At 61.1% G+C, this 22,853-nt stretch carries 26 protein-coding genes, 1 tRNA gene and 4 pseudogenes; 11 read left to right on the forward strand and 20 right to left on the reverse strand.

Annotated features, from left to right (window positions below; genetic code table 11):
• Position 1: 1 nt before the first annotated feature.
• From kynU to ACFQAU_RS00145, 8 genes and pseudogenes are all read right to left on the reverse strand, one after another.
• Entirely contained in the window at positions 2-1,189 is a 1,188-nt protein-coding gene (gene kynU, locus ACFQAU_RS00110) for a kynureninase (RefSeq protein WP_132443586.1), read from the reverse strand.
• Entirely contained in the window at positions 1,190-2,017 is an 828-nt protein-coding gene (locus ACFQAU_RS00115) for a tryptophan 2,3-dioxygenase (protein WP_120350831.1), read from the reverse strand.
• The gene (locus ACFQAU_RS00120; protein ID WP_132443587.1) at positions 2,014-3,636 is read right to left on the reverse strand and encodes an AMP-binding protein; all 1,623 of its coding nucleotides are present in this window, start codon (positions 3,634-3,636) and stop codon (positions 2,014-2,016) included. The genes ACFQAU_RS00115 and ACFQAU_RS00120 overlap by 4 nt, the downstream gene beginning before the upstream one ends.
• A pseudogene (locus ACFQAU_RS00125) lies at positions 3,633-4,783 on the reverse strand (acyl-CoA dehydrogenase family protein). Before ACFQAU_RS00125 ends, ACFQAU_RS00120 begins: the two are co-directional and overlap by 4 nt.
• 43 nt (positions 4,784-4,826) lie before the next feature.
• Positions 4,827-5,627 (reverse strand): enoyl-CoA hydratase family protein, encoded by an 801-nt coding sequence (locus tag ACFQAU_RS00130; protein WP_120350828.1) that lies wholly within the window; start codon positions 5,625-5,627, stop codon positions 4,827-4,829.
• Positions 5,617-6,078, reverse strand: coding sequence for a MarR family winged helix-turn-helix transcriptional regulator (locus ACFQAU_RS00135; protein WP_067627975.1), 462 nt, complete (start codon positions 6,076-6,078; stop codon positions 5,617-5,619). Before ACFQAU_RS00135 ends, ACFQAU_RS00130 begins: the two co-directional genes overlap by 11 nt.
• Before the next feature lies 1 nt (position 6,079).
• A pseudogene (locus tag ACFQAU_RS00140) lies at positions 6,080-6,804 on the reverse strand (SDR family NAD(P)-dependent oxidoreductase); the annotation flags it as partial.
• On the reverse strand, positions 6,801-9,092 hold the full coding sequence (locus tag ACFQAU_RS00145) for a bifunctional salicylyl-CoA 5-hydroxylase/oxidoreductase (RefSeq protein ID WP_132443590.1): 2,292 nt from the start codon (positions 9,090-9,092) through the stop codon (positions 6,801-6,803). The pseudogene ACFQAU_RS00140 and the gene ACFQAU_RS00145, both read right to left, overlap by 4 nt.
• A gap of 181 nt (positions 9,093-9,273) precedes the next feature.
• Between ACFQAU_RS00145 and ACFQAU_RS00150 the strand changes: the two are divergent.
• A pseudogene (locus tag ACFQAU_RS00150) lies at positions 9,274-10,113 on the forward strand (2-dehydro-3-deoxygalactonokinase); the annotation flags it as partial.
• Between the two features lie 47 nt (positions 10,114-10,160).
• Here the strand turns inward: ACFQAU_RS00150 and hpaR are convergent.
• Positions 10,161-10,754: a homoprotocatechuate degradation operon regulator HpaR gene (hpaR, locus tag ACFQAU_RS00155; protein WP_386279685.1), complete on the reverse strand. Its 594-nt coding sequence runs from the start codon at positions 10,752-10,754 to the stop codon at positions 10,161-10,163.
• A gap of 62 nt (positions 10,755-10,816) precedes the next feature.
• On the opposite strand from hpaR, the pseudogene ACFQAU_RS00160 reads away from it, so the two are divergent.
• A pseudogene (locus ACFQAU_RS00160) lies at positions 10,817-12,222 on the forward strand (pyridoxal phosphate-dependent decarboxylase family protein).
• Here ACFQAU_RS00160 and ACFQAU_RS00165 read toward each other — a convergent pair.
• Positions 12,219-12,605, reverse strand: coding sequence for a hypothetical protein (locus ACFQAU_RS00165; protein ID WP_386279688.1), 387 nt, complete (start codon positions 12,603-12,605; stop codon positions 12,219-12,221). The pseudogene ACFQAU_RS00160 and the gene ACFQAU_RS00165 sit on opposite strands and share 4 nt — an antisense overlap.
• Positions 12,545-13,093 carry a hypothetical protein gene (locus ACFQAU_RS00170; protein WP_386279691.1) on the reverse strand — a complete coding sequence of 183 codons (549 nt, stop codon included), beginning with the start codon at positions 13,091-13,093 and terminating at the stop codon, positions 12,545-12,547. Before ACFQAU_RS00170 ends, ACFQAU_RS00165 begins: the two co-directional genes overlap by 61 nt.
• A 126-nt stretch (positions 13,094-13,219) precedes the next feature.
• Here ACFQAU_RS00170 and ACFQAU_RS00175 point away from each other — a divergent pair.
• Positions 13,220-13,295: transfer RNA gene (locus ACFQAU_RS00175), tRNA-Thr, on the forward strand.
• Positions 13,296-13,639: 344 nt separating this feature from the next.
• Here ACFQAU_RS00175 and ACFQAU_RS00180 read toward each other — a convergent pair.
• From ACFQAU_RS00180 to ACFQAU_RS00215, 8 genes are all read right to left on the reverse strand, one after another.
• Positions 13,640-14,089, reverse strand: a complete 450-nt coding sequence (locus tag ACFQAU_RS00180) for a hypothetical protein (protein ID WP_206054263.1) — start codon at positions 14,087-14,089, stop codon at positions 13,640-13,642.
• A gap of 48 nt (positions 14,090-14,137) precedes the next feature.
• Complete coding sequence (locus ACFQAU_RS00185) at positions 14,138-14,347, reverse strand: hypothetical protein (RefSeq protein WP_132443594.1); 210 nt, start codon at positions 14,345-14,347, stop codon at positions 14,138-14,140.
• Positions 14,344-15,510 (reverse strand): site-specific integrase, encoded by a 1,167-nt coding sequence (locus tag ACFQAU_RS00190; RefSeq protein WP_132443595.1) that lies wholly within the window; start codon positions 15,508-15,510, stop codon positions 14,344-14,346. The genes ACFQAU_RS00185 and ACFQAU_RS00190 overlap by 4 nt, the downstream gene beginning before the upstream one ends.
• Positions 15,507-15,758 carry a hypothetical protein gene (locus ACFQAU_RS00195; protein WP_132443596.1) on the reverse strand — a complete coding sequence of 84 codons (252 nt, stop codon included), beginning with the start codon at positions 15,756-15,758 and terminating at the stop codon, positions 15,507-15,509. The genes ACFQAU_RS00190 and ACFQAU_RS00195 overlap by 4 nt, the downstream gene beginning before the upstream one ends.
• Positions 15,755-15,940 (reverse strand): hypothetical protein, encoded by a 186-nt coding sequence (locus ACFQAU_RS00200; RefSeq protein ID WP_132443597.1) that lies wholly within the window; start codon positions 15,938-15,940, stop codon positions 15,755-15,757. The genes ACFQAU_RS00195 and ACFQAU_RS00200 overlap by 4 nt, the downstream gene beginning before the upstream one ends.
• 100 nt (positions 15,941-16,040) lie before the next feature.
• Positions 16,041-16,232, reverse strand: coding sequence for a hypothetical protein (locus tag ACFQAU_RS00205; RefSeq protein ID WP_132443598.1), 192 nt, complete (start codon positions 16,230-16,232; stop codon positions 16,041-16,043).
• A gap of 31 nt (positions 16,233-16,263) precedes the next feature.
• The gene (locus ACFQAU_RS00210) at positions 16,264-16,527 is read right to left on the reverse strand and encodes a hypothetical protein (RefSeq protein WP_132443599.1); all 264 of its coding nucleotides are present in this window, start codon (positions 16,525-16,527) and stop codon (positions 16,264-16,266) included.
• Between the two features lie 102 nt (positions 16,528-16,629).
• Complete coding sequence (locus ACFQAU_RS00215; RefSeq protein ID WP_132443600.1) at positions 16,630-17,247, reverse strand: helix-turn-helix domain-containing protein; 618 nt, start codon at positions 17,245-17,247, stop codon at positions 16,630-16,632.
• A gap of 96 nt (positions 17,248-17,343) precedes the next feature.
• Here ACFQAU_RS00215 and ACFQAU_RS00220 point away from each other — a divergent pair, with 96 nt between their 5' ends.
• The 6 genes from ACFQAU_RS00220 to ACFQAU_RS00245 all read left to right on the forward strand — a co-directional run bounded on the left by ACFQAU_RS00220 (position 17,344) and on the right by ACFQAU_RS00245 (position 20,328).
• Positions 17,344-17,631 carry a hypothetical protein gene (locus tag ACFQAU_RS00220; RefSeq protein ID WP_132443601.1) on the forward strand — a complete coding sequence of 96 codons (288 nt, stop codon included), beginning with the start codon at positions 17,344-17,346 and terminating at the stop codon, positions 17,629-17,631.
• Between the two features lie 147 nt (positions 17,632-17,778).
• Positions 17,779-18,072 carry a hypothetical protein gene (locus ACFQAU_RS00225; RefSeq protein ID WP_132443602.1) on the forward strand — a complete coding sequence of 98 codons (294 nt, stop codon included), beginning with the start codon at positions 17,779-17,781 and terminating at the stop codon, positions 18,070-18,072.
• The gene (locus ACFQAU_RS00230) at positions 18,065-18,400 is read left to right on the forward strand and encodes a hypothetical protein (protein ID WP_132443603.1); all 336 of its coding nucleotides are present in this window, start codon (positions 18,065-18,067) and stop codon (positions 18,398-18,400) included. The genes ACFQAU_RS00225 and ACFQAU_RS00230 overlap by 8 nt, the downstream gene beginning before the upstream one ends.
• Positions 18,401-18,428: 28 nt before the next feature.
• Entirely contained in the window at positions 18,429-18,947 is a 519-nt protein-coding gene (locus ACFQAU_RS00235) for a DUF2829 domain-containing protein (RefSeq protein WP_240791535.1), read from the forward strand.
• 2 nt (positions 18,948-18,949) lie between these two features.
• Positions 18,950-20,113 (forward strand): DUF7146 domain-containing protein, encoded by a 1,164-nt coding sequence (locus ACFQAU_RS00240; protein ID WP_132443604.1) that lies wholly within the window; start codon positions 18,950-18,952, stop codon positions 20,111-20,113.
• Positions 20,110-20,328, forward strand: a complete 219-nt coding sequence (locus tag ACFQAU_RS00245; protein ID WP_132443605.1) for a hypothetical protein — start codon at positions 20,110-20,112, stop codon at positions 20,326-20,328. The genes ACFQAU_RS00240 and ACFQAU_RS00245 overlap by 4 nt, the downstream gene beginning before the upstream one ends.
• Positions 20,329-20,336: 8 nt before the next feature.
• On the opposite strand, the gene ACFQAU_RS00250 is transcribed toward ACFQAU_RS00245, so the two are convergent.
• Positions 20,337-20,528 (reverse strand): hypothetical protein, encoded by a 192-nt coding sequence (locus tag ACFQAU_RS00250; protein ID WP_165935528.1) that lies wholly within the window; start codon positions 20,526-20,528, stop codon positions 20,337-20,339.
• 11 nt (positions 20,529-20,539) lie between these two features.
• Here ACFQAU_RS00250 and ACFQAU_RS00255 point away from each other — a divergent pair, with 11 nt between their 5' ends.
• Both ACFQAU_RS00255 and ACFQAU_RS00260 read left to right on the forward strand, forming a co-directional pair.
• Entirely contained in the window at positions 20,540-20,824 is a 285-nt protein-coding gene (locus tag ACFQAU_RS00255) for a hypothetical protein (RefSeq protein ID WP_132443607.1), read from the forward strand.
• Positions 20,821-22,794 carry a hypothetical protein gene (locus ACFQAU_RS00260; RefSeq protein ID WP_132443608.1) on the forward strand — a complete coding sequence of 658 codons (1,974 nt, stop codon included), beginning with the start codon at positions 20,821-20,823 and terminating at the stop codon, positions 22,792-22,794. Before ACFQAU_RS00255 ends, ACFQAU_RS00260 begins: the two co-directional genes overlap by 4 nt.
• The last annotated feature ends 59 nt before the right edge of the window (positions 22,795-22,853 follow it).

Consider the following 22,853-nt stretch of genomic DNA (forward strand, 5'->3'; position numbering starts at 1 on the left):
GTCAGGTCACCCGCGCGCGGGTCTTGTATTTTTCGTTATCCCAGAGACGGTTCTCCATCACATCGCGGATAATCGCGACCGCTTTGGAGACATCTTCGGCGTCGATATAAAGCGGCGTGAAGCCAAAACGCATGATGTCAGGCGCGCGGAAATCGCCGATCACGCCGCGGTCGATCACGGCCTGCATCGCGGCATAGCCTTCGTCAAAGCGGAACGACACCTGACTGCCCCGCTCGGCGCTGTTGCGCGGGCTGGCCAGGGTCAGCTGCGGCACGTCGCGCTCGATCTCTTTGATAAACTGCTCTTGCAGCGCGATAGAGGCCGCGCGCAGTTCTTGCATGTCCACATCCGCCCAAAGCTCCATCGCCACTTCAAGCGCGGTCAACTGGATCACCGGCGGGGTGCCGACGCGCATCCGCTCGATCCCCTGTCCGGGCTGGTAGCTCTGCTCAAAAGCGAATGGCTGGCGGTGCCCCAGCCAACCGGCCAGCGCCGGTTGCACTTCGTCGGCCAGATCGGGGCGGACGTAGATGAAGCCCGGCGCACCCGGCCCGCCGTTGAGATACTTGTAGGTACAGCCCACCGCGAACTCGCAGTTGCTGCCCGCAAGGTCCACCGGAAGCGCGCCCGCTGAATGGGCCAGATCCCAGATCATCACCGCGCCATTGGCATGGGCCAATTCGGTGATCGCCTTCATGTCGTGCTTGCGGCCAGTGCGGTAGTCGACCTCGGTCAGCATCACCGCGGCGATATCCTCGCCGATGGCCCCCGTCACCTCTTCTGGCGCCACGGTGCGCAGCTCATAGCCCTGCTCCAAAAGCCCCACCAGCCCCTCGGCCATGTAGAGGTCCGACGGGAAGTTGCCGCTGTCCGACAGGATCACCTTGCGGTTCGGGCGCAGCTTCAGCGCCGAGGCCAGCGCCTGAAAAACCTTGATCGACAGGGTGTCGCCCATAACGACCGAACCTTCCGGCGCGCCAACGATCCCGGCCACCATATTGCCAACGCGGGCGGGCTGTTCCATCCAACCGGCTTGGTTCCAGCCTCGGATCAACATCTCACCCCATTCCGCAGTGATCATCTCCTGCACCCGCGCGGCGGCGGCCTTGGACAATGGCCCCAGCGAATTGCCGTCGAGGTAGATGACGCCCTCCGGTAGGATGAACTGATCTTTTTTCAAAACAGACACTTACAGTGCTCCTCTCACATGCCAAAGCTCAGGGAAAAGCTCCACCTCAAGCATTTTGCGCAGATAGGTCACCCCAGCGGTGCCCCCGGTGCCGCGCTTGAAACCAATGATACGTTCCACGGTGGTCACGTGGTTGAACCGCCAACGCCGGAAGTAGTCTTCGAGATCGACCAGTTTTTCCGCCAATTCGTAGAGTTCCCAATGAGTTGTCGGGTCTTCATAAACCTGTTTCCACAGGGCTTGAACCTCGGCCTTCGGCTGCCAAGCTTGCGGCTCGGGGCTGCCGGCAAGCGACGGCTCCCCCAGCCGCGTGCAAAGCAGATCAATCGCCACCTGATAGAGGCTCGGCTGCTGCATCTCCGCCACCAGCGCCGCATGGGGTTCGGGCGTATGTTCATGCAGTTTGGTCAGCGCCGCGATCCGGTTGCCCAGCAGGTATTCGATCAGACGGTACTGGTAGGACTGAAACCCAGAAGAGGCACCAAGGTGCGGACGGAACTGGGTATATTCGCTCGGCGTCATAGTCCGTAACACATCCCAAGCCGAATTAAGCTGCTCGAAAATCCGTGCCACACGGGTCAACATCTTGAAACTCTGGCGCAATTCCCCTGCCTGAAGCGCCTTTCGGCAGGCGGTCAACTCATGGATCGCCAGTTTCATCCATAGCTCCGAGGTCTGGTGCTGGATGATAAAAAGCAGCCCATCATGCGCCATGTCGAGCGGGTTCTCGGTGGTCAGGATTTGGTCCAGCCCAAGGTAATCGCCATAGGACTTGTCCTTGGCGAAATTCATCTTGGCGCCTTTGGAGGCTTCGTCGAAACTGCTCATGTATCCTCTCTCAGCGCGAAACGCTGGATCTTGCCGGTCGCGGTTTTGGGCAGTTCTTTGATGAAACGAATGTCGCGCGGGTATTTATAGGGTGCGATGGTCGCTTTAACATGATCCTGCAATAGATTGATAGTATTGGCGTCTTCTGGAGTTCCGTCAACCAGAACCACATGCGCCTGAACGATAGAGCCGCGCGCGTCATCCGCGGCGGCCACCACCCCACATTCGCTGACACAAGGATGGCTCAACAGCGCCGCCTCGACCTCCGGCCCGGCGATATTGTAGCCAGAACTGATGATCATATCGTCGTTGCGGGCGGCGAAATGCAGATAGCCATCCTCGTCCATGGTGAAACTGTCGCCGGTGATGTTCCACCCGTCCTTGACATAATCCGCCTGCCGCTTGTCGCCCAAATAGCGGCAGCCGATTGGACCCCGCACGGCCAGACGGCCTACCTCGCCGCGCGGCACCTCGTTTCCGTCCGCATCAATCACCCGCGCCTCATAGCCCGTGACGGGCTTGCCGGTGCAAGCGGCGCGGTGGTCGTCGAAGCGGTTCGAGATGAAGATATGGAGCATTTCCGTCGCGCCGATGCCGTCAAGCATGGGTTTACCGGTCTTTTCCTGCCACTCGTGATAAACCGGTGCAGGCAGCGTCTCTCCGGCGGAAACGGCGGCACGCAGGCTGCTGAGGTCCGCGCCCTCTTCCATCGCCTGCAACATCGCGCGATAGGCGGTGGGCGCGGTGAAACAGACGGTGGCTTTGTACTTCTCGATGATCTCGATCATGTTGGGCGGGCTGGCGGTCTCCAAAAGCGTCGCGGCGGCCCCGAAGCGCAGCGGGAAAACCGCGAGGCCACCAAGGCCAAAGGTAAAGGCCAAGGGCGGCGAGCCGACGAAAACATCCCTTGGCGTGACGTTCAGCACTTCGCGCGCATAGCCATCTGCGATGATCAGAAGATCGCGATGAAAATGCATTGTTGCCTTAGGGTTACCGGTGGTTCCTGAGGTAAAACCCAAGAGCGCCACATCGTCCTGCGCGGTGTCCACCGGCTCGAACTGCACCGGTTTTTCCAGCGCCAACCGGTCCAACTCGGCGTCGTGGTTGCTGGTGCCGTCAAAACCCGCGACCGTTTTGAGGAATTTGGAGGTTTTGGCGCAGGCCGTCATCTCATCCATTAACCGCGTGTCGCAGAGCGCGTGGGTGATCTCGGCCTTGTCGACGATGGCCGCAAGCTCGCCCGCGCGCAGCATCGGCATGGTGTTGACCACAACCGCCCCCGCCTTGGTCGCCGCCAACCAGCAGGCCACCATCGCAGGATTGTTGGCCGAGCGGATCAACACCCGGTTGCCGGGTTTCACCCCCAAATCCTCGACCAGCGCGGAAGCCAGACGGTTGGTCCAGTCAGCCAGTTCCTTATAGGTTCGACGCCGCCCGTTGCCGATCAGTGCGGTGTGGTCGCCAAACCCTTTTTCCACCATCTTGTCAGTGAGTTCGACGCCGACGTTCAGGCGATCGGGATAGTCGAAGCGGTCCAACAGCAAGTCCGGCCACTGGTCGAAGGGCGGCAGGTTTTCACGGGCGAAGGTGTCTTCATGTCCGGTCGGGTGCAGCTTCATGACATGGCTCCCAAAGTCTGGCGGGCGATGACAATACGTTGCACGTCCGACGCGCCCTCGTAAATGCGCAAGGCCCTGATTTCGCGGTAAAGTCGCTCCACTGCCTCGCCATTGCGCACGCCGTCGCCACCGTGCAATTGAACGGCCTTATCGATCACCTTTTGCGCCTGATCCGTGGCGAAAAGCTTGGCCATCGCCGCCTCGCGGGTGACGCGCGGCGCGCCGCTGTCTTTGGTCCAAGCGGCGCGGTAAACCAGCAAAGCGGCGGCATCGACGTCAAGCGCCATGTCCGCGATATGGCCCTGCACCAGTTGCAATTCGCTCAGCGGCGCGCCCTGCACCTGACGGCTGGTGACGCGCAAAAGCGCCTCGTCCAGCGCACGGCGGGCAAAGCCGAGGGCGGCGGCGGCGACGGTGGAGCGGAAGACATCCAGCACCGACATGGCAATGGCAAAGCCGCGCCCCGCCTCACCCAGAAGCGCCGAGCCGGGTAGTTTCACGCCATCGAAATGCAAGGTGGCCAGTGGATGCGGCGCCATAACCTCTAGCCGTTCCTCGACCCTAAGCCCCGGTGTGTCGGCGGGCACGATGAAGGCCGACAACCCCTTGGCGCCCGGTGCCTCTCCGGTGCGGGCGAAGACGGTGTAGACATCCGCGATGCCGCCGTTGGAAATCCACGTCTTGCGCCCGTCGAGCACATAGCCGTTGCCGTCTGACGTGGCTGTCATGGTGGAGTTTGCCACGTCTGAGCCGGACTGCGGCTCGGTTAGGGCAAAGGCCGAAATCGCCTGTCCCGAACGGGTCTTGGGGAGCCATTCGGCCTTTTGCTCATCACTCCCGAAAAGTGAGATCGCGCCGGTGCCAAGCCCTTGCATAGCAAAGGCAAAATCCGCCAACCCGTCATGGCGCGCCAGCGTTTCGCGGATCAGGCAAAGGCTGCGCACATCAAGCACCTCGTCCCCCTCCGCGCCGCTGTGGCGCAGCCAGCCGTCTTGGCCCATCATCGTCACCAGATCGCGGCAGGCCCCATCGGTGTCGCCGTGATCCACGTTCTTCAACTCGCGTGCCGCCCACTCGTCCAGAGCCAGCGCCAACTCCTTGTGGCGCGGCTCAAAAAGGGCCAGTCGAGAAAACTTTTGTCAGCCATGGTTTACGCCTCCCCGCGTGTTTATCTTTTGGCTATTCGTATCTCAGTCCCCTTCGAAGACCGGGCGTTCCTTGGCGACGAAAGCGTTGTAGGCGCGTTCAAAATCGCCCGTTTGCATGCAGATCGCCTGTGCTTGCGCCTCGGCTTCGATCGCTTGTTCGATGGACATCGCCCATTCTTGGGCCAGCATCGTCTTGGTCATCATATGCGCGAAATTCGGGCCGGCTTGGATTTTCTGCGCCAGTTTAAGCGCCTCATCTTCCAGCGTCTCACCTGTCACCAGCCGGTTGTAGAAACCCCAGCGTTCCCCTTCTTCGGCAGACATGGCGCGCCCGGTGTAGAGCAGTTCGGCCGCCCGTGTCTGGCCGATGATGCGCGGCAGGATCGCGCAGGCGCCCATGTCGCAGCCCGCAAGGCCTACGCGGGTGAACAAAAAGGCGGTCTTGGCCTCTGCCGTTGCCAGCCGCAGGTCCGAGGCCATGGCGATGATCGCGCCCGCGCCCACGCAGACACCATCGACGGCGGCAATGACCGGCTTGCCACAGTTCACGATGGCCTTGACCAAATCGCCGGTCATACGGGTGAAACGCAGCAGTTCCTTCATGTTCATGCGGGTCAACGGACCAATGATATCATGCACATCTCCGCCAGAGCTAAAGTTACCGCCATTGGAGCCGAAGATCACCACATCGACATCATCGGCATAGACCAGATCGCGGAACCAGTCGCGCAGCTCGGCGTAGCTGTCGAAGGTCAGCGGGTTCTTGCGGTCAGGCCGGTCAAGCCGCACGGTGGCGATCCGGTCTTTGATTTCACATTGGAAATGCGTCACATCACTGCGCATTGGCTTTTTCCTTTTCTTCCGTTTGGGCGGCGAAAGCCTGCAGGCGGGCCGCCATGGCGCGGGCTTCCTCGGAGGAGATTCCGCGCAGTTTTTCGTTGATCCAGTCTTCATGCGCCTGCGCTTGGCGGGCGAATTGCGCCGTGCCCGCGGGGGTCAAGCGCAGCATCATCGCGCGGCGGTCGCCGGGGACCGGGATGCGTTCGACCAGCCCCTCCTCGCTCAGACGATCGGCGATGCCGGTGACATTGCCGTTGGACACGCGCAGCACGCCCGAAAGCTGGCTCATCTTCAGCCCTTCGGGATGGCGCGAGAGGGCCGACATCACGTCGAACCGCGGCAGCGTCGTGTTATGCTCACGCCGCAGCGTATCGCGCAATTCCTGCTCCAACCCGCGCACGACTTTCAGCAGCCGCAGCCAGAGGCGCACGCGATCCTTGGCCACGTCGCTCATACTTCGCCCCCGATAGCGCCAGCGCGTGGCCGTTGACCGAAGCCGCGGCGTCCGACAGCAGGTAGAGCACGGCACCGGCGACCTCGGAGGTTTCGACAAAGCGGTTCTGCGGGCTGGCGCGTTTCAGCAAGGCGCGGGCCTCCTCGGCGCTTTTGCCGGTGGTGGCGGTAATATTCTCGACCGAGCGTTCCAAGAGCGGCGTGTCGATGAAGCCCGGGCAAATCGCGTTCACGGTGATGCCCGTGCGCGCCAGTTCCAACGCCAGCGCGCGGGTCAGACCGACGACCCCATGTTTCGCCGCGACATAGCCCGCAACGTAAGGATAGCCCTTGAGCCCCGCGGTGGAGGCCACGGCGATCAAACGCCCCTGCCCGGCGTCTTTCATCTCCGACAGCGCGGCCTGCCAGACGTTAAAGACGCCGGTAACGTTCACCGCCATCATATCACTCATGTCCTGCGCTGTGATCTTGTGGAAAGGCGCGGAATGCGCCGCCCCCGCATTGGCGATGACGCCGGTGATCGGGCCATTCTCGGCGCGGGCGGCGGCGAAGGCCGCTTGTACGGCATCCGCATCGGTCACGTCGCAGGTCTGAAACGGCAGGCCCTGCTCGCGCAGGGTGCTTCGCGGCGGCCCATGATCGTGACCTTGGCGCCGGTCCCGGCCACCGTATGGGCGATCTCGGCCCCTACGCCGGTGCCGCCGCCGGTGATGACGATATGGCTCATACTTTCTCCATCTCCGCCGCGCGGTCTGCCAGACGCCATGCCTGATCGCGGCCCGGGCCGTAAGGCAGCGGCCAAGCGGCGTGGCGGTCGCCGATGGCGGCGGCGGCGTGCAAGGTCCAATAGGGATCGGCCAGATGTGGCCGGGCAAGGCAGACCAGATCGGCACGCCCCGCCATCAGGATCGAGTTGACGTGGTCGGCCTCATAGATGTTGCCCACGGCCATGGTCTTGATGCCGCCATCGTTGCGGATGCGGTCGCTGAACGGGGTCTGGAACATGCGGCCATAGACGGGCTTGGCCTGTTTCGAGGTCTGGCCTGCCGAGACGTCGATGATATCGGCCCCCGCGTCGCTGAACATACGGGCGATTTCAACGGCTTCGTCGGGGGTCACGCCGTCTTCTTCGACCCAATCGTTGGCCGAGATGCGCACCGCCATCGGCTTGCCCCCGGGCCAAGCGTCGCGCATCGCTTTGAAGACCTCAAGCGGGTAGCGCATGCGGTTTTCAAGACTGCCGCCATAGGCATCCTCGCGCTGGTTCGACAGCGGCGAGATGAAGGACGAGATCAAGTAGCCGTGCGCGGCATGCAGTTCGACCATGTCGAAGTTGGCCCGCTCGGCCATGCGGGTGGCTGCGACGAATTCGTCGCGGATCGCGTCCATGTCTGCGCGTGTCGCCGCTTTGGGCAGGGCATTGTTTTCCGACCACGGGATCGCGGAAGCCGAGATGATGTCCCAGTTGCCCGCCTTGAGCGGCGCGTCCATCTCTTCCCAACCCAGTTGGGTGGAGCCCTTGCGGCCCGAGTGGCCAATCTGGCAGCAAATCTTCGCCTCGGTTTCGGCATGAACGAAATCGGTCAGGCGCATCCACGCGGCCTCGTGCTCGGGTGCATAAAGGCCCGGACAGCCCGGCGTGATGCGGCCCTCGGGCGAGACGCAGGTCATCTCGGTATAGACCAGCCCCGCGCCGCCCTTGGCGCGTTCGGCGTAATGCACGAAATGCCAGTCGGTCGGGCAGCCATCGACGGCCTTGTACTGCGCCATCGGCGAGACGACGATGCGGTTTTCAAGCTTCATGTCACGCAGTTGAAACGGCGCGAACATCGGCGCGCGGACGGGGCCATTGCTGTCGGCACCCGCTTGGTCGAGGAACCATTTCTCGGCTCCTTCCAGCCACTTGGGGTCACGCTCGCGCAGGTTTTCGTGGCTGATCCGCTGGCTGCGGGTCAGCATGGAATAGTTCAACTGCACCGGGTCCAGATCGAGGTAACGCTCAACATCCTCAAACCATTCGACCGAGTTGCGCGCCGCCGATTGCAGACGCAGCACTTCAAGGCGGCGGGCTTCTTCGTATTTCTCGAACGCCGTGGTCAGGTCTTTGTCGTCGCTGACATGTTTCGCCAGCGAGATCGCAGATTCCAGCGCCAGTTTCGTCCCCGACCCGATCGAGAAATGCGCCGTGGCCGAGGCATCGCCCAGAAGCACGACATTCTCGTGGCTCCACTTTTCGCAAAGCACGCGGGGGAACTTGATCCAAGCCGAGCCGCGGATGTGGCTGGCGTTGGTCATCAGTTTGTGGCCGTCGAGGTGGTCCTTGAAGATCTCTTCGCAGATCGCGATGGTCTCTTCTTGGGTCTTTTCACCAAATCCATAGGCGTCAAAGGTGTCTTGGCTACATTCGACGATGAAAGTCGCCGTGTCTTTGTCGAACTGATAGGCGTGGACCCAGATCCAGCCTTTGTCTGTCTTTTCAAAGATGAAGGTAAAAGCGTTGTCGAATTTCTGATGCGTGCCGAGCCAGACGAAGGGGCAGCGGCGCACGTCGATGTCTGGTTTAAAGGTTTCTTCGAATTCCATCCGGGTTCTGGAGTTCAGACCGTCGGAGGCGACCACCAGATCGTAGTCATCCATGTATTCGGAGGCATCCTTGACCTCGGTCTCGAACTGCAGGTTCACGCCCAACGCGCGCGCCCGCTCTTGCAAGATCAGCAGCAGCCGCTTGCGCCCAATACCGCAGAAACCATGGCCGGTGCTGTGGATCACGTTGCCCTTGTGGTGCAGGGCGATATCGTCCCAATAGGCGAAATGGCTGCGGATTTCGCGTGCCGAGACGGGGTCGTTAACCTCAAGATTATCCAGCGTTTCATCCGACAGCACAACGCCCCAGCCGAAGGTATCATCGGCGCGGTTGCGTTCCAGCACCGTCACATCGGCCTCGGGCTGGCGCAGTTTCAGCGAAATCGCGAAGTACAGCCCCGCAGGACCGCCGCCAAGACAGATTGCACGCATCGAAATTCCCCTCTGGTTCGCTTTGGAACGGAGCCTAGGCTGAGTCGCTTTTTCATTCAAGGATAAATATTTTATGCTTGAAGTAATCGGGCAGTCGCACGGCTGACAGGGCATCGGACGCATTGAACCCGCAGCCCACAGGGCCTATGCCAGACGGAAATTCACGACGAGAGGCGGTGCGATGACCGATGTAAGCAAAGCAGACTGGCTGGCGGTTGAGGTCCAAGACGCGCGGTTGCAGGTCTGGGCGATGCAGGGCGGATCGGCGCTAGAGACCGCCACGGCGGAGTGCGACCCGGCGGGCCTGACCAGCGCCTCGGCCTTTGACGCCGCGCTCAAGACACTCACCGCGCCGTGGCAATTGCCGCGTTTGCCGGTCTTCGTGGCGGGCCTGCCCGTAGGCTGGACCGACGCCGCGCCCCGCATGGTGCCCTGCACCGCCACTGCCGAAGGTGCGACGCCTCTCCCCACGGATAACTTCGACCTTCAGGTCATCCCCGCCCTGCGGCAGCAAAGCCCCAGCGGGCTGCTACGAGGGGCCGAGACACAGATCGCGGGCTTTCTGAGCCTCAACAAAGACTGGGACGGGGTGATCTGCTTGCCAGGCGCGACTTCGGTCTGGGCGCAGATCAGCGCGGGCGAAGTGGTGAGCTTTCAGACTTTCCTGACCGGGGAATTGCTGGACCTTTTGGGCGACGGCACCCCAGCCGAGGGCACGGCGCTGGACGACACGGCCTTTGACGATGCGCTCAGCGATGGGCTGTCGCGGCCCGAGCGGCTGGCGGGGCGTTTGGCCTCCATCCGGGCTGATCTGGCTTTGAACGATATCCCGCCGCCCACGGCAGAGGCGCGGTTGGCTGGCACGCTGATCGGCGCGGAACTTGCGGCGGCACGGGCCTATTGGCTGGGGCAAACGCTGGCGGTGATCGGCACGGGCGGCGCGGCGCAGCTTTACCTGCGGGCCCTGACCCAGCAGGGCGCCCCGGCGACAGAGTCCGAGGGCAGCCGCATGGCGCTGGCCGGAATTTGCGCGGTGCGGCGGGCAGCAAAGGGGCTAACCCCTACGCGTCAGTCTTTCTTTGGCCCGTCGGTCTTTTTCTGCATGTCCAGATTGACGAGGTCTTCGAGCATATCCAGCAGGTCTTCCATCCGCTGCTTGCCGAAACGGGCCTCGAAATCGGAAAACAGCGCCGCGGCATCGCCCGCGTGGTCTTGTAAAATCTGTTGGCCCTGATCGGTGATCGTGACGATGGACTTGCGCCCGTCGTCCGGATCGCTGGCACGGCTCAGCAGCCCCTCTTCCTCCATCGCGCGCAACATGCGTGTCAAGCTCGGCAGCAGCAGACAGGCTTGCTGCGCCAGTGCTGTCTGCTCCATCGGGCCAGATTCCTCGACGACGCGCAACACGCGAAACTTCTGTTCCGAGATGCCGCTTTCGTTCAGGATTTCCCGGATCGGCCCCATCACCCTTTCCCGCGCGCGCAAAAGCGCAATCGGAAGGGAGCGGGCAGTGCGGCGCAGGGGGGCATTGTGGCCATTCTTGACGGTTTCCTGATCGCTACTTACCAAGTCAAAGAGCGCCCAAAAGGGCGTGACGATCACCATAACCGCTGCGGCATCATTCTTGAAGAGGCCAAGCCGCGCGGAACAACAGTGAGACAATACAACAACATGGGGCACAGATCACGTATGACAACCAAGATTATAGGCCAAAGGAGCCGCGGATGAACTGGGAGGATTTCCGCCAGTGGGGCCGCCGTGCGGCCGATTGGGCCGCAGACTACCACGCGGGCCTGCGCAATGAACCCGTCCGCGCACAGGTCGCCCCCGGTGCCGTGCTCTCTGCCCTGCCCGACGCCCCGCCCGAAGGGGCCGAGGCGATGCAGGCGATTTTCGACGATTTTGAGCAGACCATCATGCCCGGCATGACCCATTGGCAGCACCCCCGGTTCTTTGCGTATTTCCCGGCCAATGCCGCGCCTGTCTCGGTGCTGGCGGAATATTTCGTCTCTGCCATCGCGGCGCAGTGCATGCTGTGGCAAACCTCTCCGGCGGCGACAGAGCTGGAAACCCGCGTCTGCGATTGGATGCGCCAAGCGATCGGTCTGCCCGATGGGTTCACCGGCGTGATCCAAGACAGCGCCAGTTCCGCCACGCTTTGCGCCGTGCTGACGATGCGTGAGCGGGCATTGGATTGGCAGGGCAACAAGGCAGGTCTGTCGGGCCAGCCGCGCCTGCGGGTCTATTGCTCGGCAGAGGTGCACACCTCGGTCGACCGCGCCATTTGGATTGCGGGGCTGGGCGAAGAGAACCTTGTGCGTATCCCTACCCACGGCCCAACCCGCGCGATGGATGCCGATGCCTTGCGCGCCGCCATCGCTGCCGACCGCGCGGCGGGGCATCTGCCGGCGGGGATCATCGCCTGCACCGGCGGCACCAGCGCGGGTGCCAGCGATGACATCGCCGCCGTGATGGATGTGGCCGAGGCCGAAGGGCTCTACACCCATGTCGATGCCGCATGGGCCGGATCAGCGATGATCTGTCCAGAGTTCCGCGCCCTTTGGGCCGGGGTCGAACGCGCCGATTCCGTGGTAATGAACCCGCATAAATGGCTGGGCGCGCAGTTTGATTGCACCACGCATTTTCTGCGCAATCCTGACGATCTGGTCCGCACGCTGGCGATCCAGCCGGAGTATCTGAAGACCCACGGCGCGGATGGGATTGTGAACTATTCCGAATGGTCGGTGCCTTTGGGCCGCCGCTTCCGGGCACTGAAACTATGGTTCCTGATCCGTGCCCATGGGCTGGAAGGGCTGCGCGAGATGATCCGCAACCATGTGACATGGGCGCAGGACTTGGCCGCACGGCTGGAGGCGACGGAAGGGTTCGAGATCGTGACCCCGCCAATGCTCTCCTCTTCACCTTCCGCCATTTGGCGACCGCAGACCTTGAGGCGCATAACCAAAAGTTGCTCAATCGGATCAACGACGATGGGCGGATCTACCTGACCCAGACCCGCATCGACGGGGCTTTGGTGATCCGCTTTCAGGCAGGCGCCTTCACCGCCACAGCCGAGGATGTGGCCATGGCCTATGACGTGATCACCAAACTGGCTGAAGCCAATGTTTAAGGCGCGATCAGGCTGACGCACGGCATGGCGCGGATGACTTCGACATCCGCGTCATAAAGCGCCGTCATCCGCTCGACCAATTCCTCGGTCCAGCCGGGCATGTCGAGTTCTTCCTCGATCTCTTCTTCCAGCGCGTATTTGTCGAGAAACGCTGTGATTACCCTCCGTTTCTGCGCCTCGGACATCTCTGGATGGGTGTCGAGATAGCTGCGGAACCGCCGCATCCCCTCTTCGGACATGATGGCGTGCAGCAGATCAAAGCCGCCTTTGATCTTGGTCTCCGGCTCCAATCCGGCCATCTCGCGGATGATCTGCGCCCAGATCAGCGGCGTGTCTTCGTTGCACCAGACCGTGATCGGAATGCCCGGCGCCGCTTCGCGCAATTGGGCAATCGTCTCAGACCAGCGCAGGTCTTCCGGCCCCCGCTCCCCCAGAAGGCCGCCGAAGTCTTGTCGGCCGCTTTGTCATAGAGCACCGGCACCAGCGACGCGGGGTTTCGGATCGCCATAAAGATGCAGATCTCGTCCTCGGGGAACAGCTGCGCCATGCGCAACATCCGAACGGCGGCGGCGGGATAGAGCACCCCCTCTTGCAACGCCGTGGCGGGCGAGCGAAAGAAATTCGCATCCGACAGGATCACCCGGCTGGCTGTGCCCTCATCAAGAATCGCATCAAGCAGAACATCCCGCGCCACCTCAGAAGGCTCTGCCTTGTGCATCGCGTTGAGCGTATCGCGAAACAGATTGCGATAGGTGCTGGGCCCGGGCACTTTGACGCCGGTTTTGGCAAAATCATCCTGATTGCGCAGCAGGCATTTCAGCAGCCGCTCGTCTTCCGTGAAATGAACACCTGTGTGCAAAACGAGTTGCATGATACTCCGCTCAACCTTGAAAATCTTGGCGATGAATAGCCCGTCCCGCGCCGCGTGTAAAATCCGAAAGAAACTCTCATTTCCCCTCTTGCACCCCCGCGCCATTTCTCTAAATGAGCCCTCAGTGCCCCTATAGCTCAGCTGGTAGAGCAACTGATTTGTAATCAGTAGGTCCGCGGTTCGAGTCCGTGTGGGGGCACCACTTAATCCTTAAAATTCAGACCTTTGGCGCTTCGTCCGAATTTGGCCGTCCGACCGTCCGAACCCGTCCGAGTCGGACGGCGGCCATTCATATCGCCAGCATCCCAGTTGCCAGCTGTCGACAGGGTCGACACATGCGATGATGTGGGCCTTCGGATTTGAATGCAGTCCGGCAGGTGATGCACGGCCGCTGGGATAACTTCTCGTCGCGTGTGAGACGATTAATGAATGCAAAAGCCCGCTCTTCAGTTTTATAAACACTGCCTACAGGTCGCCCATTCTTATGCACCTGCCAACCTTCACCGCATCCAATTACGTCAAACATGAGTTCCTCCAATAAAGCTATCAGGCTCGCCCGCTACGTTCGTGCTGTGGAGCTGGTTTTCCGAAAGGATCAGGCCATTGCGGATCGACGCCAGTCTGCCCCTTGATGACAAGAGACACTGCATCGCGCATGAGCGCCATGAAAATCTGCTTCGCACTCTCGTCTTGGACGAATGCCATCTGGATCGAGCCCAAAAACAGCGCGCCATCCATGGTCTTTGGCAATGCGTAGTATGCGACCCATAGATCACCTTCGACACGCATCGCCAGCCTGCCCATTTCCTGTTTCTGGTTCATGCTTTTTTCCTCAGGCTTAGTTGGTTTTAAATAGATGGGGATGGATTTGGCGCGCTGACCGTTCGATCCATGGGGCTCGATGCGTGATACAAATGCGCCAAATCTGCCAGCGGATGAAATTCGCGCACCTGAACCGTGCGAAATATGGCTTGCGATAGTATCCACCGTTTTCAATAGAAATTAGCCTCGCCGTGGGCAGCTTCTTTCTGATGCTTTTAGGGATCATGGTGCCTCCGGGGCGGGTCCAGACGGGTCGAAAATCTCGGCAATCGCCATGTGCTCGGTAGCTTGGCGTTCAAAGGTCGCCAACTCCTCGGCCGTCGCGTCGGCTGGGGCGGTGCCTTTGATATAGCGCCGCCAATCGGCCGCATGGTTTCTAAGAGCATTTGCGACGATTTGTGCCTGTTCTGGTTCTAGGCTGAATTGGGTCATGCTTTTTTCCTCTTGGTTTCAGCTGGCCGCTGGATTGATGCCACCGCACGCGCGGCCGTGTGGAATGAGGGTGGCATGTAGATTTCGCCCAGCTGCGGATCGAGCGCGGCCGAGTTGCCCAGGACATCACCGACATCCTCTTTTGTGCTGCCGCCGGCGCGGGACCAAACCCCGAAGATTCGACGCAGATCTCGGAATTGGAGACTTGCGAGACCTGGCACAGACTTGGACGCCAGTGCGCGTATCGCGGCCCAGCGTTTTCGGAAGAGATCGCCAGAATAGGGTTGCCCGGTCGCCTCATCGATCAGCAGGTAAGTGCGATCTTCACCTTCGACTGGTAGCTGCATGCGCAAGTAAGGCTGCGCCTCGGGGTGTATTGGCATCACGCCATAGTTCTCGCGCTTGGATCGGATCAATTCCCAGATCATCACCGGCGCATCGATGCCCGCCACCTCAACCTCACGGAAATGAGCAACCTTGGCATTGATGACGTCAGTCTGACGTTGCGCCTGGAGGGTCGCCAGAACAATTCCGCAGGCAACGGCATGATAACCCAAAGACTGCGCAGCCTGCACCAGAGCATCAAACTCTGCCCAGGTGGCCGTGCGGTGCCGCTTGCGGACCGCTTTCATCTTCAGCTTGAAACAAGGGTTGGTATTTTCGGCACGCCAGCCCCGCACTTCGGCGTGGCTCATGAGGATCGAAAACATGCGGATCAAGGCTAAGGCCTGCGCCGGACCCGAAGCAGAATATACGGTCTCGTACCAAGTGCGGAGGATCGGCTTGGAGAAGTCCACGACGTTGCTTGGACCCCACTTTGTTTCGATCACGGCCAAATTGATGGCGTAGCTGCGCCGGGTCGCATCGGAGAGTTCCTTGAACGCTACGGAATGCCGATAGTCGGCTATCAGAGCATCAATCGTCCTGCCGCCGCTGCCGCGCGCTGGCGCGGTGTCACCGCGGCGCCTCCGATCAACGTCATCATTCAGGCGCTTGGCCTCACGGGCTGACCAGGTCGGACGATCGCCATTGAGCTCGACAGGCTGAAAGCCAAGTTTCCGAGCGGATGCATTCGGCTCCCACCACACCCGCCACCCGCCATCGGCGCGACGGCGCTGGCGCAGGCTGGCGATCTTGTCGGTGATGGGTGCCGCGCCACTCATGCCCGACGCGCCTCCTCAAGCAGCACCACATTTGGTCCGCCCACGAAGGGATCGTCGGAAGTCGGCCGGCATTGCAGATCAACCCAAGACGTCACCGCATCCTTGCGCCATTTCAACGGCCGCAAGCAGGTTGGCATAGGCAGTGGAAAATCGTGGTCACGCTCAAGACGCGGACGCGCTTGTAGGAATGCAGCGCCGTCGGAGAACCCGGTAAGCGCCGCGACATCAGCGGCGGTTATGAAAGTCACTGCCCCTTCCTTTCCTGAACATCGCCCCAGCGTTGCAGCGAGACCGAAAAGTCGTCTTGCGTTTCCGGGTGGTTGCGTGGCTGGGGGCGCCGAGGTGGCACCAGCAGGAGAACCACGGCCAGCGCGGCCGACAAGACTGTCACCCCGCCGATCGCTGTCAGTATGTCTCGAATGAGTTCCATGTCTTTGCCTGATGGTTTACCGGACAGTGTCGCCAGCCTGTCGGGCTTGTGGGTTGTGAGGGCGGTCGAGCAGACCCGCTGGCGACCCCCGGCAGAAAGTCTATGCAGACGCCTGACGCTTCATTGCGTCGGCAAGCCCTTGCGCGAAGCGGGCAGAATTCTGCATTTGAAGGCTAAGGGGAATGTCGAGGTCGGCGCCCCGAAGCGTCGGGGCTTTCTCTTCGATCTGCCCCGCCCAGTTGTGCATCACGTCGCAGGCATAAAGGAAGCCGCGCCGCTCTTCGGGCGCCATGGATCGGATCATGTCCGCAGGATCAGCAAGATCAGCCATTGTCGCGGACCGAGGGCATAAACGTGACGTTGTCGAGTTCGGTCATATCGGCGATGACGCCCATCGCGCGGCGGCGATGCAGCAGTTCCGTAGCGATCTGAGGGATAGTGAGGATGATCAACGCCGCATCGGCGTCGGAAAGCCCAGTACATTTCTGCGCGGTTGTGCCGGCGCAGATGACCTGTTCGAGCATTTTGTCGGTGATCGGCCCAGCCATAGCATTCGGGACCGTGGGAAGGTTGGCAACCTGTGTCATGTCAGCTCCTGTATGATGTCTTCACACAAGAGTTAGGAGTTGATACCCGCAACTGTCAACTGACTTTTATAGTTTTACTATATTTTTATTTTAGGTTGGCCGTCACACAACTCGCCAGCTACCTATGATTTTGCCCCTTATAAGAACATTGGAGCCATCTACAACGTCAACGCGGCGATCCGCCGCTTCAGGACTTGCGGCAACCAAGACAGGAGGTTCATACCTGCGAAGCAACATCCGAGATGCACCGGTCTTGCCGTCATACTTCTGCGCGATCACCACATCGCCGGCCTTGCAGAGCTCTGATTGATGGGTGTCGAGCAAGATCATATCACCAGGGAAATAGCCCATAAGGCTCAGCGCGCCCCTTTCTATCTGCCAAACGTCAACACCCGGCCTGGCGCCGCCCAACGCAGCAGCGATATTGTATACACCATCACTGCTATTGCCCTTGTCGCCCCAGGGTGCCGCATCACTATCTGCAAACTCGGGCGTGACCCGGCGCGCCTCAACAGGCTTCAACACTCCTGCGCGCTTCAAGACCTCATCGATAGGAACCTGTAGCACTTCAGCAAATGCCCGAGCCCATTCCAGCGACATTTTTTGACGGCCAGTATAGATATTCGAAACGTTCGCGCGCGTGCGACCCATTTTTTGCGCGATATCTTCGGCTGTCGCACCGACGCGTTTCTGCTGCTGCTTGAACCACTTGTCATCCATTTGTCAGCAAGTAGCTACTCACAACTATAATTTCACGATACAAATTCTGTATTTTATAGTTGCCAAGATATACGTCCCGCAGCTAGATGTCGTGTCATGAGTAGCAACCTGACACCACTGGAAGTATGTGAGCGCCTTATCGCCCCCATTGGCGAGTTGGGGCGGATCGTCGATATGGGCGAAAAAGCCGGTTATGGCTGGCGGCGCGCATCTCAATATCGTGATGCCGGCGACATGCCGCCCCGCGTCAATCGCAAGCTTCTTAAATATGCCAGACGCCAAGGCATTCCCTTGGCCGAAAAACATCTGATCTGGGGCGCAAGCCGCGCCGAGATCGAAGCACTGCTGGAGAATATGTCCGCGCAAGAGATTGCAGCGGAATGAGAGTTGCCCGGCACCTCCTCCCTACCGGACAACCGGATTGCTATTGGCCCATGAGGTACAGCGCCGCTAGGTGCGCCGCGATCCGGACTTGCGTGCAGGCCGCCGTGGGCGCGGACGGTCTGCACGCTTTTTTACCGGAGGTGCGCAATGGGCTTTGATCTGCGCAAGTCCGTCCGCCTTGAGGCTCTGTCGATCGGGATGCGGGCACGGTGCAATGATCTGAGCCGCGACGATGTCGATGCCATGGTTACCCGCGCTGAAGAGGCCATGTCTTCTGACGAACCGCTGTTTCGTGCCATCACCGACTTTGCCGTCCAGTACGAGGAATGCCGGTTCGATCGAGAACGCCTGGTCGCGATCGGCCAGACACTGACTGACGCGATCCGGACGCTGGTCCAGCACGAACCTGTCGATGCCGGGAGGGCTGATATCTATGGCTGATCCGGTAGGCATCGATGCACGGTTTTCGGCGGCAGACCAAACGCTCGCATTTGCGCTCACGTGGTTCGCGACCGAACGCGTGGTGTCGCAGCCCAATCAGAGGATGTGGATGGAGATCCTCCGGGATGTCCTGCCGCTGGTCACCGAGGATCATCCAATCGTGGCGCCGATGGTGGCTGCGGCAAAGCAGGTCATCGTGTCTGTCGATTTTAGCGGGGAGCTCTCGTTTCGAGCGCACCTCGATGCCAACACGGCCGTCGCGAAATTCGCGGCATGGCGGGCGGGTCGTTCCTACGAGGTTTTTAAAGAGCTGCGCGCCGACACCTGAAACCCAATCCAACGAATGGAGCATTCTGATGCAGACGTTTTTCGGAACTAAGCAGATCAAGGCCACCGCCATGACCCGGCAAGCCTATAACAACTATCGTGGCTGGACCCTTCCTGCTGATGAGGACGGTGCGGATCACGGCTATTTGGTCGAATACATCGACGGTGGCGCATCGAACCATCCTGACCATGCGGGCTATATCAGCTGGTCGCCGGCTGATGTATTTGCCCGGGCTTATCAGCCTCAGGACGCGATGTCGTTTGGCCACGCGATTATGGCCATGAAGTCTGGCGCCAAAGTCGCTCGGGCAGGTTGGAACGGCAAAGGGATGTGGGTCGCGCTGACGCCGGGATCGGCCTTTCCCGCGAAGCATGCCAAATGTGGTCACGCAGCTGCGAAGCGTGCTGTTGAGATCGATGACCCGGAGGGTGAGATCGAACTGTTGCCGCACATCGATATGCGCGCAGCAGATGGCGCTATGGTGGTGGGCTGGCTTGCATCGCAAACAGACATGCTCGCTGACGATTGGCAGATCGTCCCGGACTGATCATGTCCCAGCGCCCCACATACTCTCTGGATGAGATCAAATCCATGCTGCTGGACCAGCTCGACGGCGTGGTGGCGCAATACGCGCCGCCGGCCAAAGGCTCCTACACAGCGTTTGGCAAGTATTTCACCCTAAACCCCGGCCGCGCAGATCGCTCGGTCGGAAGCTTCTGCGTCACAATGACAGGAGCGGATGCGGGGCGCTGGAATGACTATGCCGTGGGCAGCGTACCCGGAAAAGGATATGGCGACGTGCTGGATCTGATCGCCCTGTCGCTGGACTGTGACCTTGCCCAGGCGGTGCGCGAAGCCCGTTCGTTTCTCGGCCTACGCTCCGACAGCCCCGAGGACTTCGCGCGGCGGAAAGAAGCGGCGCGCAAAGCCGCCGTGCGCCGATCCAAAGCTGAAGCAGAAGATCGAGCGCGCAAAAGGGCTCGCAGCGCCCAGGCGCAAGCGATCTGGCTGGGCGGTCAAGAGCGCATCGCCGACACGCCTGTGGAGTTCTATCTGCGCGACCAGCGCTGCATCGATCTGCGGGCGCTAGGCCGCCAGCCGCGGGTTCTGCGTTTTGTGCCCGAGTGCAGCTATTACCACGAGGATCCAAAAACCGGCGAGGTGTTCGAAGGCAGCTATCCTGCAATGGTAGCGATGGCCACAAACCAACGCGGCGAGAACGTGGCCGTCCACCGCACCTATCTGGCACGCGATGCCCAGGGCCGCTGGAACAAAGCGCCCGTGCCGGCCGCGAAGAAGGTGCTGGGTGAATACCACGGCTCGGCGATCCACATCTGGAAAGGCATTGGCCCCCGTGGCGGCAAGCCGGTCGGCCTGCGCCATGCGCCTGCGGGCACCCATCTGTTCATGGCTGAAGGCATCGAGGACGCATTGTCGATCGTGATGCTGAAGCCCGAGGCCCGCGTTCTGGCGGCGATCTCCCTCGGAAACCTCGGCTTTGTCGCCCTGCCCGACACGGTGACCGATCTCACCTTGGTCGCTGACCTCGACGACAACGACACGGCCCGCGAGCAGCTGGAGCGCGCCGTCGCGCAGCACCAGAAGGCTGGCCGCCGGGTGAAGCTGTTTCAGAACCGCTGGGGCGGCAAGGATTTGAACGACGCTCTGCGCGCCTCGGCCGCAGGGCATGAGCAAGGAAAGGAAGCCGGATGACCCAAGCTGAAATCAAAAGCGATGCGCGCGATCGGATTGGCGAAACCTTAGATTTGGCGCTCCGTATGCGCACGGCAATGTTGAAAAAGAACAAGCGCCGTGCCTGGACAAAATGCCCGGTTTGCGGGTCGAAAATCCGTGCCTATTTGGCTGGTTCCAAAGCGCATTTGCACATGGCCTGTGAGAGCAAAGGCTGCATCTGGGTGATGCAATGAATGCCCTCTTAGCAGCCGACACACTCGAGGTCGGAAACTGCGGCCCAGACTGCGACTGCCAGTCCATCCACTTGGTCATGAACGACGCGGGCGGCGATGGTTTCGCGGCTGCCTCGATGCAGCCTGAGACCGCGCGCCGTGTGGCGGCCGATCTTCTGAAATGTGCTGACATTGCCGAAGCGCAGCAGCTCAAAAATCACGGGCGGATCACATGAATTTTCGCACTGAAATCCGCCTCGGCCGCTACGGCGTCGCCTTTGGACACGGCAGCTGGGCCGGGATCGATCATCTCGGCCTGCTGCATCCGCACTTCAAGGAGAAGGATGTCCTCGATCGCCAGTTCTACGCCAGCGCCATAGGCCTGCTGGACAAAGCCTTGCAGGCGTCTCGCACCCTCGCACCCGGCCCTTACGGGGAAAAGAAGAGCGCCCGCCGGCGCAAGTTTTGCGATCGCGTTGCCTCGGTCGCCAATGAATTGGAGGCACAACAGACGTGACAGAGCAGGCAAGCAACGACGCGTGGCTTGGAAATCAGGATCGCGCCAGCTACCGCAAGGCCCCAAACCGTCCCACCAAGGACGAGCTGCGCGATGCTTTGGACAATGCGCCGGAGGCCCCACGAGCGGATGACAGCGCAGGTGGCGGTGGTGACGCCCCTCCCCCGCCGGGACAGCCCCCGGAGGACGGAGATCGCAGCTATCGCGGCCGCCCCAAAGGAGAAATCTACGATGGCTGCCCTGTTACGCCGTTGGGCGTGCGCGGAGATCATCATTACTTTCTCGATGTGCTGGGTCAGATGCGTGGCGCCAAGAAGCTGGAAGGCCAGTTCATGCAGTCGCTGTTCGGCCATCAGATCCCCAAGCTGTGCTTCAATTTCGCCCAGTGGGAATACAAGGGCGACAGCTGGGTGCGCAAACCCGGCCGCTTCGATGCCTACAAGGCCAGCATGGCGATGTACGAGGCGACGTCGGAGCTGGGCGTCTTCAACCCGCTGCACGACGTGCGCGGTGTGGGTGCCTGGACGGATGACGACGGCCGGCTGATCTATCACGCCGGTGACGCGGTGCTGGTGCGCGGCGAGAAGAAACGCCCCGGCAAGGTGGGCAAGCATATCTATCCCGCACAACCCCCAATCCCCCACCCTGACGAGGCTGATGAAGCCCCGGACCCCGTGCCCGAGATATTGAAAACCATTGAGACCTGGAACTGGGCGGTGCCGGATGTGCACCCATTCATATCTCTGGGCATGATCGCGACGCAGATGCTTTGCGGTGCCCTCGATTGGCGGCCGGTCTTCTGGTTGGTTGCGCCGGCTGCCTCAGGCAAGTCTGAGTTCCAGAAGTTGATCAAGTTGCTGCACGGCGACGACGGCCTTGTGCAGACCACCGACGCCACCAAATCCGGCATCACGTCCAAGCTGGGGCAGTCGAGCTTGCCAGTGGCCGTCGACGAGCTCGAACCCGGCGATGAGCGGTCAACCAAGGAACGGGACATCATCGCGCTGGCGCGGGTCGCGGCATCGGGTGGAGAATGGTTTCGCGGGTCGGCCGACCAGACAGGCGTGGGCGGCAAGGTCTATTCGGCTTTCCTCTTCAGCTCGATCCTGATCCCGGGCGTAATGAAAACACAGGACGTTCAGCGTCTGATCCGGTTGGAGATGAAACCGCTCGATAAGGGCGCGGCCAAGCTGAACTTGCAGCCCCGCACATGGCGGGCACGCGGCGCACGTCTGAAGAAGCTGCTCATCGATCGGTGGGAGAGCTGGCCGGACCGCATGTCCGCGTGGCGTCACGCACTGGAGCATGAAGGTGTTATGGGCCGCGATGCCGACAACTGGGGCACAGTCCTCGCAATGGCGGATATGGCGAGCCAAGCGGATATCGCGACAGAAGATGTCATGGCCAGCTGGGCCAAGAAGATCGCCTTCATCGCCAACGCCGATCGCGAAGACACGGTGAACGATGCCGATGCCATGCTGTTGCACCTTATGGGTCAGCAGTATGATCCCTACCGAAAGGGTCAGCAGTACAACATCGCCCAGTGGGTGATGGGCGCGGCTGGCCTGCCTGGCACACCAGAGGGGCTCCGACACCCGGACGATGAGGGCCACAGCAGCCTGCGCATCACCCAGCAGCGATGTAACACCCAGCTGGCCAGCGTCGGCCTGCGGGTCAGCGGCACGGGCGAAGAGGCGCAGCTGTTCATCGCCAACCAGCAGCTTCAGCAGCTGAAGGACCTGTTCCGGAACTCGGACTGGGCCGGTGGTGTCTGGAAGCAATCAGCGTCCCGCGTTCCGGGTGCCACACCAACCCCGCACCCTCTCACCTTGGCCGGTATTCGATCACGCGGCTACCTGATGCCGATCAAGTCGATCCCGGGCCTGACCAGCTTCCCGATGGACCGTGAGCGCGCCGATGACGTTGTGGGCACACCGGTCTCCAAGCATGACGTCGAGGATTGGGGCTAAGATGATGAACGCTGTGATCAACTACCTGAATTCGCGTTATTCTTTGCGCTTCCCCCGCA

The sequence above is a fragment of the Sulfitobacter profundi genome (assembly GCF_042661425.1).
Lineage (GTDB): Bacteria > Pseudomonadota > Alphaproteobacteria > Rhodobacterales > Rhodobacteraceae > Sulfitobacter > Sulfitobacter profundi.